We start from the raw sequence: 12,600 nt of genomic DNA on the forward strand, positions 1-12,600 counted from the left end.
AGCGCAAAATTTCCGCTTGTTAGCGGTTTTCTTCTGGATGAAAGGGAACCCATTCCTGTTGTTGCAGAATTTCAAGAGGCTGGTAATTCTGTTTGTAATTCATTTTCTGGCAATCCTGAATCCAATAGCCCAAATAGACGTGAGGCAGGTTCAGTTTCTTGGCCAGCTCAATCTGCCAGAGAATGGCATAAACACCCAGGCTTCGCCGCTTTTCTTCCGGCGCATAAAAGGTGTAGATCGCCGATAGACCGGCATTTAGCCGATCCATGGCGGCCACCGCCAGAAGGCGATGATCGGGGTCTCGAAACTCGACCAGGCGTGCCCAGGATGCATTAAGCAGTAAGAAACTACGGAACTGATCGACTGAGGGAGGATACATGTCACCATCAGCATGCCGTACTTCCAGGTAGTGCTCATAGAGATCGTAGTATTCCTCCTTGAATTGAGCCTCAACCACCCAGGTGGTTAAATCCTGGTTACGATTCCAGACCTTGCGCTGCTGGCGGTTGGGCTGAAAGTCTTCGGCCCGGATACGCACCGATTGACAGGCATTGCAGTTTTGGCAATGGGGACGGTAGAGGTGACGTCCACTGCGGCGGAAACCTACCTGGGAGAGGCTGTCATAGACATCCTGCGTCAAAGGCTGCTGGGGGTCCAGAAACAGCGTGGTCGCCTCACGGTTGGGAAGATAGCTGCAAGTGTGCGGCATGGTTTGGTAAAAACGTAGAGAGAAAACCTCTTCACCGGGACTAGGGCTGGTCACACCTCAACTCCTTGCTGCAATAAACGCAAAAACTCATTTCTTTCTAATTCCCGCGCTCCCAGACTGGCCAGATGCGGGGAATAGACTTGGCAATCAATCAGGGTAAAGTCCAGGGCTTCCAGTTTTCGGGCCAGGCTGACCAATGCAATCTTGGAAGCATCAGTGATACGGCTGAACATGGATTCTCCGAAAAACACCCGACCTAATGCCAAACCATAAAGACCACCAACCAACTGATCGCCCTGCCAGACTTCCACAGAATGCGCATAACCCTGTTGATGTAACTCATTATAGGCTAATTCCATGCCTGGCGTGATCCAGGTGCCTTCACGGTAGCGGCGTACTTCACCACAAAGATGGATCACCTGGGCAAAATCCTGGTCAAAAGTCACTTCCAGATCACCACGCTTCATGCGCTTGCGCAGGCTGCGGCTGACATGAACCTCGTTGGGGAAGAGCACCATGCGCGGGGCAGGTGACCACCAAAGCAGAGGTTCACCTTCGCTGAACCAGGGGAAAATCCCCCGGCTATACGCTAGAAGCAGGCGCTGGGGCGAGAGGTCACCACCGACTGCAAGAAGGCCATTGGGTTCTTCCAGTGCCTGATCAACAGGGGGAAACCAGAGTTCATCATCCAGTTGCCAGATTTCCAGCATAAAGGGGCCTTTTACAGTGGAGGGTGCAGATCTATCCAGCTTCAATGCGTTATGATAAGACTTTCACCCAGTCATCAACAAGCGGGGATACCCAGGCCGGTTACTTGACAGGAGGCCACCCCCAACCAAATGGAATCGCCAGTGAGTGATCAGGACAAAACAGTAACTTCAGCCGACTCAGCCCATCTGAGCAGTCGTTTGCGCAAGGTTTTACATGAAGCCGGTGCCCTGAGCCTGGTGCTGGTGGGTAGTATGCTGGCGCTGGCCCTGTTTAGTTTCAATCCCAAGGATCCGGGTTGGAGTACAACGGCTCAGATACCGGCCAGCAATTTAATGGGCTTGAGCGGTGCCTGGCTGGCTGATGTGCTCTTGTCACTGGTTGGTGCCAGTGCCTGGCTACTCCCTATGTCGCTGATTCATCTGGCCATTCAGGTATTGCGTAAACCCTGGCAGCAGGAACACTGGGATCCTTTTATCCCCTCACTGCGATTTTCCGGTTTTCTGCTGTTATTAGTGAGCCTCTCCAGTCTGGCGGCCTTGCACTTTTATGCTTCCGAAACAGGTTGGTCCTATGGTGCCGGCGGCATCCTGGGAGAAAGCCTGGCGAGTCTGACACGTCCCCTGTTGGGTCACCTGGGCGCTACCCTGATCTTTCTGGCAGCCTGTATTGCCGGTTTTTCTCTGGTCACCGGCTGGTCGTGGTTGATGATTATGGATGAAACCGGCCACCTACTGATTGCAGCCGGTGAAAAAATTCGTCAGCTCTGGTGGCAGGCCGAAAAATCTAGACGTCAGGAAAAAAAGGATTATTACCAACAGCCCGAAAAGGCTATTCAGGATAATACCGGCTGGCTGGCCGGGCTTCAGGAAAAGCTTCCCAAGCCCTCGGCTCCGGTAAAGAAAAACAAGGTATTGGAAGAGCCGCGCCTGGGATTTGATGAACAGGATGAGCCAGCTGAACCGGAATTATCTTTGAACCCTGCTGGCGATAAAAATGAACCCCGTCTGGTCACTGCACGGGATCTACAGCCAACGCGGCCAGCTTCCCAGGCTCCAGTGGAAGGCGAAAAACCCGGTCTGGGTCTGTTGGATGCTCGTCAGCCCCAGCAAGCCGGTTTTACGGCTGATGAACTGGTGGATCTGGGGGAGCTTCTGCAGCAACGCCTGATCGAATTTGGGGTTAAGGCCGAGGTCGTGGATGCCCATCCAGGCCCAGTGATTACCCGTTTTGAGCTGGAATTGGCTGCAGGGGTGAAATCCAGCAAGGTGGCCAATCTGGCGTTGGATCTGGCTCGTGCCCTCAAGGTGCCCAGTGTTCGAGTGGTGGAGGTCATCTCGGGTAAGTCCACCATCGGTATCGAACTGCCCAACGCCAAGCGGGCGCTGATCCGCCTGACCGAAGTCCTGGATCATGAAGTGTTTACCCAAGACAAGCATCCTCTTCCCCTGGCGCTGGGTCAGGATATTGCCGGTAATCCTGTAGTGGCCAATCTGACCAAGATGCCCCACCTGCTGGTTGCGGGGACCACCGGCTCGGGTAAATCCGTGGGCGTCAATGCCATGATCCTGTCTTTGCTGCTGCAAAGAACCCCTGAAGAATTGCGCCTGATCATGATAGATCCCAAGATGCTGGAACTGTCCGTGTATGAAGGCATTCCACATCTACTGGCTCCTGTGGTCACCGACATGAAAGAAGCCGCCAATGCCCTGCGCTGGTGTGTAGCCGAGATGGAAAAACGCTACCAACTGATGGCCGCCCTGGGGGTGCGCAATATCAGTGGTTTTAATGCCAAGTTACAAGAAGCCGAGCGCGCCGGTAACCGGGTTCAAGACCCTCTGGCTGATCCTGAGCTGGGTGAACCGGGTCATCTGGAACCCCTGCCTTATATCGTGGTGGTGATTGACGAATTTGCCGACATGATGATGCTGGTGGGCAAGAAGGTGGAAGAGCTGATTGCACGCCTGGCCCAAAAAGCACGTGCTGCCGGGATTCACCTGATTCTGGCAACCCAGCGTCCTTCGGTGGATGTAATTACCGGCCTGATCAAGGCCAATATCCCCACCCGGGTGGCTTATCAGGTCTCCAGTAAAATTGATTCACGCACCATTCTCGATCAAGGCGGTGCTGAACAGCTACTGGGCAATGGCGATCTGCTCTTTCTGCCCACGGGGGCGCCTCAACCGGAAAGGGTGCATGGAGCCTTTGTCGATGATGATGAAGTTCATCGTGTGGTTGAGGACTGGAAGCAAAGAGGCACGCCGGACTACGAAGAAGCCATTCTATCCGGGGATGTGGAAGCCGCCAGCCTGGCCGGATTGGAAGCGGAAGGCCAGGATAGCGATGATGAATCCGATCCTCTCTATGATGAGGCCGTGGCCTTTGTGATAGAAAGCCGCCGAGCCTCAACGTCTGCTGTGCAGAGACGCTTCAAGATAGGTTATAACCGGGCCGCCCGGCTGGTGGATGCCATGGAAAGAGCTGGTCTGGTTTCGCCCTTGCAGGCGAATGGTCAGCGGGAACTGCTAGTCGGGGATTAGGTCTATTTAGCTTGGAAAGCGCTGATTAACTTTTGCACTCATTAGGTTGATCGGAGGCTTCCTGATCATCATTCAACAAGGAACCTTATGTTTAAACGCTTGATTCTTCTCGTGGTGCTTGTTTTTCTGGTTCAGCCACTGCATGCAGCGACTTCTCCTGAAGCTCGCCTGGAAACCTACCTGGAAAACCTGGAAACGGTGGCCTCCGAGTTTGAACAGCAGCTGCTGGATGCCAGTGGGCAGCGTTTACAGGAAACCCGTGGCATCATGCGTTTGCAAAAGCCGGGGCGTTTCTACTGGGAGACGCAGTTTCCTTTTCCGGAAATTCTGGTGACCGATGGCGAAACCCTGTGGCTCTATGATCCGGATCTGGAACAGGTGACCCAACAACCCCTGGATCAACGCCAGGTCGCCACGCCTGCCCTGATACTTTCGGGCGAGGCGTCACAACTGAGTGAACACTTCCAGATCACCTATACTGAGGGGCAAATAGAAGAAAGTTTTACCCTGGTGCCCCGCGGCGAGGAAAGCCTGTTTGAAGAAATGAACCTCTACTTTGAGGAGGGACAGATCAGGGCGTTACGTCTGGTTGACAGCCTGGGGCAGAAGACCCGGGTTGATCTGATTAACCCGCAATACAATCAAAGCCTGGACCCGGCCATTTTCGATTTTACCCCGCCTGAAGGCGTGGATGTGATTCGTGACCCTTCGCTGAATAGCGACAACAACGGATAAAGAAATCAGCCTCTTTCCTATGTCCGAAGATCTTTTTGCACAAGCAACTCCCGGTTGGCAGCCACTGGCCGCGCGTATGCGCCCCCGTGATCTGGGTGAATTTCTGGGTCAGGAGCATCTGCTGGGTCCGGATAAATCCCTGCGCCAGGCGCTGGAGGCGGGACAGCTCCACTCCATGATTTTCTGGGGCCCGCCGGGGGTCGGCAAAACCACCCTGGCGCGCCTGTTGGCCGAACAGGGTCAGCTTCGCTATACCAGCCTTTCTGCGGTTATGAGTGGGGTCAAGGAAATCCGTGCGGCCGTGGTCGAAGCCAGGGAGCACCAGGAGTTTACCGGCAAACCCACGCTCTTGTTTGTCGATGAGGTGCACCGCTTTAATAAATCCCAGCAGGATGCCTTTCTGCCTTATATCGAGGAAGGGCTTTTTGTATTTATCGGAGCCACCACAGAAAACCCCTCCTTTGAGTTGAATTCGGCTCTTTTATCGCGGGCCAGGGTTTACGTGCTCAAGTCTCTGGGTGAAGAGGTGTTGTTAAGACTCCTGCAAGAAGGTTTGCAGGAGCCGGAGAGAGGGCTGGGTCAGCAACAACTGCAAGCTGACGAAAACGCCCTGCTGGTATTGGCAAGGGCTGCCGATGGTGATGCCCGACGGGCTTTAAACTTTCTGGAAATTGCCGCCGATCTGGCTGAAAACGGGCAGATTACGGAAAAAACCGTGGCCGAGGTGGTCCAGGAAAGCCTGAGGCGTTTTGATAAGGGTGGCGAAGCCTTTTATGACCAGATTTCTGCCCTGCATAAATCCGTGCGTGGCTCCGATCCTGATGCGGCTCTCTACTGGATGTGCCGGATGCTGGATGGCGGTTGTGATCCCCTGTATATCGCCCGACGGGTTGTACGCATGGCCAGTGAAGACATCGGTAATGCGGACCCGCGCGGGGTGCAGTTGGCGCTGAATGCCTGGGATGTTCAGACTCGTTTGGGCAGTCCCGAAGGTGAATTGGCGATAGCTCATGCTGTGGTGTACCTGGCTGTAGCTGCCAAATCCAATGCCGTTTACAAGGCTTATAACGCCGCCATGCAGACGGTTAAAAACTCGCCCAGCTACGAGGTGCCACTACATTTGCGCAATGCACCGACCAGCCTGATGAAAGATCTGGGCTATGGTCATGAATACCGCTATGCCCATGATGAACCTGAAGGCTATGCTGCCGGAGAAAACTATTTTCCCGAGGCGATGGGCGTGACACGTTTTTATCAGCCGGTGGAGCGGGGACTGGAAATCAGGATTGCAGAGAAACTGCGTCACTTGAGGCAACTGGATGCCACCTGGGCGCGGGGTAGTAATTCAGAAGTGTGACAAGCTTAGGCAGCAGAGTGCTTCTTGTTGCCCAGATTTTTATTCTCGTAGAGGTCTTCCAGTGAAAAGCAGAGATCATAGTCATTCCATTGCAGATCACCATCACTGATTTCAAAACCGGCAAAAACTTCAGGGTCCTGGTATTTTTGGATATGAGGGTTGGTGGATGAAAACAGGAAGTTCTCCAGGTCAACTTCCTGAATATGACCATCACTGAAGTACAGCCTCAGGCGGTACTCAGCAATCTGCTCTGCTTTTTCAATACTCAGGGGTACACTTTCTTCAATCATTTCACTTTCTCATCAATGCGCTGACACTCAAATTGGCGATGATAGACAAAGTAATCAACCCATTTGGCTACTATCTCATCAGCATAAACGGCTGTAAAGGATTTGAAATCACGTAGCTGAGCTGGTGGCAAGGGCTTGCGGCCCTTAACTGCTTTAATCAGGATGTCCTTGATCTGTCCATTGACCAGAATAAATTCAGCTTTGGATTCATGACCCTGATACTTGCCGTGGACATGGACGGGCTCATGCTCATTACTATAGAAAAGCAGGATGATTCCAAAGTACTCAAATATCTTGGGCATAACACCCCCTTCGAATCAGAACGCCCAGCGGGTCATCTCCAGCCAGGGTGTCAGTTGTAACCAGCCAGCCAGCTCACGGCCACCCAGCAAGAGTGCCAGAGCTGCCACCACCAGGTGGGGGCCAAAAGGCAGGCTGCTGCTGTTCATCTGGCCTGTGGCTTTACCCAACGCAGCCGTGATCAATCCGGACAAGGAGGCCAGGAGAATCACCGGCACCAAAGCGGGGGCGCCCAGCCAGGCTCCCAGGGCAGCCAATAGCTTGAAGTCACCAAAGCCCATGCCTTCACGACCTGTCAGCAAGCGGAAAACCCAGTAGAGAGACCAGAGGCTCAAATAGCCCCAGAGGGCACCGGCAAAAGCCTGATCAAAAAGGGTGGCGGATGAAAACAGCCAGTGGTAAATCAAACCAGCCCAAAGCAGCGGCAGGGTGAGGTGATCCGGCAGCAGTCGGGTCTGGGCATCAATGGCTGCCAGAGCCAGTAAAGTCAGGGCAAAGCCGGTCAAGGCCAGTCCCTGAAGACTGAATCCATAGCGCCAGATCAGCCCGACAGCAAGCAGGCCTGCTAGTAATTCCACCAGCGGGTAGCGCAGGGAGATGGGCTGCTGGCAGGCACTGCAGCGACCTTTTTGCAGCAGCCAACTGAGTAGAGGAAGATTGTTGTACCAGTGCAACTGAGCCTGGCATTGCGGACAGTGAGAGGCGGGCCAGGATAGGGAGAGCTGGGGAAGATCGGTTTCACCCCAGCTGCGCCTCAGCATCAGTGGCAGCCGGTAAATCACAACGTTCAGGAAGCTGCCCAGTATCAGGCCAAAAAGAGCAGCAAAAGCCAGCTGTAATCCGGTTGGCCAGGTTGCCAAGCCCAGAGGATCGAGTAAATCCATTACATGATGCTTCCCATCTGGAAAATAGGCAGGTACATGGCAATCACCAGCCCCCCTACAATGACACCGAGTACGGCAATCACCAGAGGTTCGAGTAGGCTGGTCATGCTGTCGACCATGGTGTTGACTTCCTCTTCAAAGAACTCGGCTACCTTGAGCAGCATGGTATCCAGGGCACCGGATTCTTCACCGATGGCCACCATCTGGTTAACCATGGTGGGGAAGATGCGCGCCTGACGCATGGCAAAATTCAATTGCTGACCGGTCGCTACATCCTCCTTGATGTTATGGATGATTTTGCGATAAACCAGATTACCGGTGGAGCTGCCAGCCGAATCCAGGGCATCCACCAGAGGTACACCGGCAGAAAAGGAGGTGGCCAGGGTACGGCTAAAACGCGCTACCGCGGATTTATGTAAAAGCTGTCCGGCAATCGGCAGACGCAGGGTAAACTTACTCAGGTTGTAGGCAAAGGTTTCCGAGCGCTTGCGCCAGAAAAAAACCAGGTAAAGGGCCACGCCCAGACTACCAAAAACCAGATACCACCATTCCTGCATAAAGCGGGACAGGTTGATTACCATCTGGGTGTAGGCGGGCAGTTCCGCGCCAAAGCTGGCAAACATGCGTTCAAATTCCGGTACTACCTTGATCAGCAGCAGCGCAGCAACGGCCAGACCAATGACCATGACAAAAATTGGATAATAAAGGGCTTTTTTGATCTTGTTCTTGAGGGATTCCATGCGCTCCTTGTACATGGCCACCCTTTCCAGCATGTCTTCCAGAGCACCCGAGGCTTCACCGGCTTCGACCAGGCTGCAAAAAAGATCATCAAATATAAGCGGATGGCGGCGTAGCGCCTGGGCGACCGGAATACCTGCCGAGACCTGATCACGTAGATCAATCAACAGATCACGCATCTTCTTTTTGGTTTGACCTTCAATGGTAATGGTCAAAGCCTGCACAACAGGAACTCCGGCCTTGATCATGGTAGCCAGCTGGCGCGAAAAAAGGGTGATATCGCGCGCAGTGACCTTTTCACCCAGCTTCAGGGAAAAAGACGACTTCTTGCGAATGCGCTTGGGAGAAATCCCCTGTTCTCTCAGTTTGGCACGAACAAAGTTGATGTCTTCCGCTTCAATTTCGCCTTTGATGCGCTCACGGCGGGCGTTAGTGCCTTCCCAATGGTAGAGATGAATCTTGGGTGGTTTCTTGGTAGCCATAAGGGGGAACCTATTCCATGGTGACGCGTGTGAGTTCATCAATGCTGGTCAGACCTGCCAATACCTTCTGTCGCCCGGACTGGCGCAGGTCTTTGAAGCCCTGCTCCCGGGCTAGCCGGTTAATCTCCAGGGCACTGCCGGATCGCATGATGAGATCGGCCAGCTCGGGAGTGATTTTGACCACTTCATAAATCCCCAGGCGGCCTTTATAGCCCTTGGTGCATTGGCTGCAACCAACAGCTTGATAGATAGTAGTGTTTTCCACCTCTTCTGTGGTAAAGCCCAGCTCCAGCAGGGTTTCCACGGGTAGATCCGTTGGTGCTTTGCACTTGGAGCAAAGGCGACGCGCCAGGCGCTGAGCAATAATCAACTGAACCGAGGCCGCCAGGTTGTAGGGAGGGATTCCCATGTTCATCAAGCGGTTGAGTGTAGCCGAGGCTGAGTTGGTGTGCAGGGTGGAAAGCACCAGGTGCCCCGTCTGGGCCGCTTTAACAGCGATTTCAGCCGTATCCAGGTCACGGATTTCCCCGACCATGACAACATCCGGGTCCTGACGCAAAAAGGCTCGCAGGGCCGAGGCAAAATCCAGCCCCACCCGGGTATTGATATTGACCTGGTTGATCCCTTCCATATTGATTTCCACGGGATCTTCAGCACTGGCAATATTACGCTCCGGGGTGTTGAGCAGGTTCAGGCCAGTGTAAAGAGTGACGGTTTTACCGCTGCCAGTAGGGCCGGTGACCAGAATCATGCCCTGGGGGTTGGCCAGTGCCTTCTCATAGAGTTGCTGCTGATCGGGGTCGAAGCCCAGTTGCTCAATGCCCATTTTTGCGGCATTGGCATCCAGAATCCGCAGTACGATTTTTTCCCCCCAGAGTGTCGGGAGGGTGTTAACACGAAAATCAATGGCTCGGGTCTTGGACAGGCGTAGTTTAATGGCCCCATCCTGAGGTAAACGCCTTTCAGAAATATTCAGTTTGGCCATAACCTTCAGGCGAGCTGCTAGGCGGCCGCGTAAAGAAAGAGGCGGGCGGGTCATTTCATGCAGAATACCATCAATCCGGCAACGAACCCGGTAGCTGTGTTCATAGGGTTCAAAATGGATATCCGAGGCTCCCCGGCGGATGGCATCCAGCAGTATCTTGTTCACAAATTTGACGATGGGAGCATCATCCTTGCCACCCACCGAATCAGCCAGGGATTCTTCTTCAACCAGATTGGTTTCACCGCTTTCCAGGCCTTCCAGCTCAACATCATCCAGATCGCCCAGGGCACCGATATCCGTTTCTAGTGAGGCCTCCAGAACCTGATGAAGCTTGGGTTCGGAGACAATCACCGGATTGACCACCAACCCCGTTTGAAACTGGATTTCATCAATAGCTGCCAGGTTGGTCGGGGTCGTCAATGCCAGTGCCAGCTGATTTCCTCGCAGCAGCAGAGGCAGCGCCTGATGCTTGCGAAGCAGGCTTTCATCCACCAGCTTTTTGGGGAAAAGTTTGGGATCAAAAGCCTCAAGATCCATGTAGGGCAGACCAAACTCTTCGGCAATGATATTGGCCAGTTGATCACTGTCGACATGACCGGTTGAATTCAGGTAGTGACTGTAAGACTGGTTATTTTCTTTAGCCTGAATCTGGGCCGCCAGGGCTTCTCCTTCATCCAGGATTCCTTCACGAATCAGGCGTTTGGATAAAGAACTGAGAACATGCGGGTTGGAGACGTCCACCATATAGCAGGAATCCTTGCACGGGGGAAACTTAAAGGTAATGAACTGATTATGACATTGGCTACCTAACCTAGGCTAGGTAACTTTATTCTTGTGTTTGTGTGACTTGATCGAAATCATGGTTGCATTAAGTAACAAAGTGTTTCATAGTTGGCAGGTAAGCTCAAGCCTTCCCGCAGGGAAGCTGGAGAGTCACCCAAGGCCCCTGACATTAATGGAGAAGTAACCAATGAAAGCAACTCAACAAGGCTTTACTCTTATCGAACTGCTGGTGGTCATTGCCATCATCGGTATTCTGGCTGCTGTAGCTGTGCCTCAATATCAAAAGTATGTAGAGCGCGCAGAAGTGACTGCTGATTATTCAACAGTCCGTGCTTTTCAAACAGCTGTTGATGCAGAAGTATTCAGTAGTTCCTCTATTACTGAGACACAGTTAGTGTCCAACTTGGGTTCTGAAGTAACTGCAGATGGATCCAATGACACCATTAATCTTTCTGGTTCAGGTGGCAATGAAATCACCTTGGTAAAAGGCGTTGTAACATTAACTCGGGCTGCTGATGGTGGTTGGAGTTGTTCTTACAATAAAGCTGGTGTAACTCTTGAAGGTTGCACAAATACTGCAAGTGGTAGTTAAGCAATAATTTTAAAGCCACTTTTGCTTAAAAAGTGAAGGTGGCTTTTTAGTATGTTGACAGGGAAACAGTCATTGCAGATTTGGCTAAAAACTGCCGCTGTATTGGTAGCTGTTAATTTTCCTTTTTTCTTTCTTGCTTCTTACCTAGCTGTCCCTCGCCCCTGGTTGAACCTTGATTATGCTTTGCTGTTGGTTATTTTTGCGCTGGGATATCGCTGGGTGGGGATAATCTTGACCGGTTTGTTCGTCAGCCTGGATCTACTAGCCATCTTTGTGCAGGTATTTCCTTTTATACGGGTCACCGATGCCTGGTACCTGCTGCAAATGTTTTTTCTCACCTCGGCTTCCTATCAGTGGTATACGGTTTTTTTAGGTTTGTTTTTGATTGCCAGCTGGTGGCTGGTGGTCAGATTGCAGAAATATGCTAAACGTCTGCCCGCTTTAGTTATTTTAAATCTGCTGCTTATTATCTATTTGTTCTTACAGCTCTCGGGATTTAATGATGAGCGAAACCATCGCAATGTAGATCCCGATATGTTTGTTCAAAGTCAAAGTGAATACTTTGTCGCAACTCGTTTTTCCGGTTTTGCTCAAATGTTTGAAGGTGAAATTGACCCCTTTAAAGCCTACTCTGGAAAAAGCCTGTCGCGCTTGATGAGTTTCAATGAACCCTCAACAGATAAGATACTGTTTATTATCGCTGAATCCTGGGGTGTTCCTAAAAACCCTCAAATACAAGAAGCTCTACTGCAACCTCTTTTGGATTTGCCTGCTGTTAAATTTGAGCATGGAAATTTCTTATTTACCGGAGCGACTGTTGCTGCCGAATTTCGCGAACTCTGTGGATTGCAACTCCAGCATTTCAACCTTAAAGATTTAGATCGGGATTATACGGCCTGTCTGCCTCGGCAGCTCGCACAAAGAAACTTTTCCAGCCTAGCGATGCACGCTGCAACTAGTAACGTTTACGATCGCTATGCCTGGTATCCGCAAGTAGGCTTCGATAGCACACTTTTTTATGAAGACAAGGAATGGGAAAGGCAATGCTATTCCTTTCCGGGTGCTTGTGACCCCGATATGTTGCCAGAAGCCTTTTCTTATCTGAATCTTCCGGGTCGACGCTTTGTATACTGGTTAACCTTGAATTCACACGCCACCTACGATGCCCGAGACCTTTTTATCGAGCGTTTTGACTGCAGTGCTTTTAACATTCCTTCAGGAGAGAGCTGTCGTAACCTAAAACTTCAAGCGCAGTTTTTTGCTTTGCTGGCGCAAGAACTGCAAACGACAGGCTTGGAGGGCTTACAGATTGCAATCGTCGGTGATCATGAACCCCGCATTATGAATCTAGAAGAAAAAAATACCATTTTTATATTATCTCGCGTTCCCTGGGTGTTTTTTGCTCTTCCCTAACCCTTTTCTAAGTCCTTGGTTTTTCTAGGATAGTTAATAAAATATTCATGTTCGGTAAAGTTTTGCTAAAATTAGCCGATATGT

Annotated in this window: 12 protein-coding genes; 5 read left to right on the plus strand and 7 right to left on the minus strand. The window is 51.8% G+C overall.

Translation table 11 applies throughout. From position 1 onward, the window contains the following. Positions 1 to 19: 19 nt before the first annotated feature. Together DFK18_RS08155 and aat are read right to left on the minus strand one after the other, a co-directional pair. Positions 20 to 763, minus strand: a complete 744-nt coding sequence (locus tag DFK18_RS08155) for an arginyltransferase (protein ID WP_114417769.1) — start codon at positions 761 to 763, stop codon at positions 20 to 22. Next, positions 760 to 1,419 (minus strand): leucyl/phenylalanyl-tRNA--protein transferase, encoded by a 660-nt coding sequence (gene aat, locus DFK18_RS08160; RefSeq protein WP_114417770.1) that lies wholly within the window; start codon positions 1,417 to 1,419, stop codon positions 760 to 762. Before aat ends, DFK18_RS08155 begins: the two co-directional genes overlap by 4 nt. A 129-nt stretch (positions 1,420 to 1,548) precedes the next feature. Here aat and DFK18_RS08165 point away from each other — a divergent pair, with 129 nt between their 5' ends. The 3 genes from DFK18_RS08165 to DFK18_RS08175 all read left to right on the plus strand — a co-directional run bounded on the left by DFK18_RS08165 (position 1,549) and on the right by DFK18_RS08175 (position 6,049). Further along, positions 1,549 to 3,957 (plus strand): DNA translocase FtsK, encoded by a 2,409-nt coding sequence (locus tag DFK18_RS08165; protein ID WP_114417771.1) that lies wholly within the window; start codon positions 1,549 to 1,551, stop codon positions 3,955 to 3,957. An 87-nt stretch (positions 3,958 to 4,044) separates the two neighbouring features. Next, on the plus strand, positions 4,045 to 4,692 hold the full coding sequence (gene lolA, locus DFK18_RS08170) for an outer membrane lipoprotein periplasmic chaperone LolA (RefSeq protein WP_114417772.1): 648 nt from the start codon (positions 4,045 to 4,047) through the stop codon (positions 4,690 to 4,692). A gap of 19 nt (positions 4,693 to 4,711) precedes the next feature. Then, a complete protein-coding gene (locus DFK18_RS08175; RefSeq protein WP_114417773.1) occupies positions 4,712 to 6,049 on the plus strand; it encodes a replication-associated recombination protein A in 1,338 nt (445 codons plus the stop codon). A gap of 5 nt (positions 6,050 to 6,054) precedes the next feature. On the opposite strand, the gene DFK18_RS08180 is transcribed toward DFK18_RS08175, so the two are convergent. The 5 genes from DFK18_RS08180 to pilB are packed head-to-tail and all read right to left on the minus strand — an operon-like array spanning position 6,055 to position 10,472. Continuing rightward, on the minus strand, positions 6,055 to 6,339 hold the full coding sequence (locus tag DFK18_RS08180) for a DUF2442 domain-containing protein (RefSeq protein WP_114417774.1): 285 nt from the start codon (positions 6,337 to 6,339) through the stop codon (positions 6,055 to 6,057). Beyond that, positions 6,336 to 6,641 (minus strand): DUF4160 domain-containing protein, encoded by a 306-nt coding sequence (locus tag DFK18_RS08185; protein ID WP_114417775.1) that lies wholly within the window; start codon positions 6,639 to 6,641, stop codon positions 6,336 to 6,338. Before DFK18_RS08185 ends, DFK18_RS08180 begins: the two co-directional genes overlap by 4 nt. A 15-nt stretch (positions 6,642 to 6,656) precedes the next feature. Then, a complete protein-coding gene (locus tag DFK18_RS08190) occupies positions 6,657 to 7,523 on the minus strand; it encodes a prepilin peptidase (protein ID WP_114417776.1) in 867 nt (288 codons plus the stop codon). Then, the gene (locus DFK18_RS08195; RefSeq protein WP_114417777.1) at positions 7,523 to 8,743 is read right to left on the minus strand and encodes a type II secretion system F family protein; all 1,221 of its coding nucleotides are present in this window, start codon (positions 8,741 to 8,743) and stop codon (positions 7,523 to 7,525) included. Before DFK18_RS08195 ends, DFK18_RS08190 begins: the two co-directional genes overlap by 1 nt. Positions 8,744 to 8,753: 10 nt before the next feature. Then, on the minus strand, positions 8,754 to 10,472 hold the full coding sequence (pilB, locus tag DFK18_RS08200) for a type IV-A pilus assembly ATPase PilB (RefSeq protein WP_178006182.1): 1,719 nt from the start codon (positions 10,470 to 10,472) through the stop codon (positions 8,754 to 8,756). Positions 10,473 to 10,698: 226 nt separating this feature from the next. Here pilB and DFK18_RS14755 point away from each other — a divergent pair, with 226 nt between their 5' ends. Beyond that, positions 10,699 to 11,103 carry a pilin gene (locus tag DFK18_RS14755; RefSeq protein WP_114417778.1) on the plus strand — a complete coding sequence of 135 codons (405 nt, stop codon included), beginning with the start codon at positions 10,699 to 10,701 and terminating at the stop codon, positions 11,101 to 11,103. 51 nt (positions 11,104 to 11,154) lie between these two features. Further along, the gene (locus DFK18_RS08210; protein WP_114417779.1) at positions 11,155 to 12,516 is read left to right on the plus strand and encodes a sulfatase-like hydrolase/transferase; all 1,362 of its coding nucleotides are present in this window, start codon (positions 11,155 to 11,157) and stop codon (positions 12,514 to 12,516) included. Positions 12,517 to 12,600: the final 84 nt, after the last annotated feature.

The sequence above is a fragment of the Marinospirillum perlucidum genome (genome assembly GCF_003336805.1).
Classification (GTDB): Bacteria; Pseudomonadota; Gammaproteobacteria; order Pseudomonadales; family Halomonadaceae; genus Marinospirillum; species Marinospirillum perlucidum.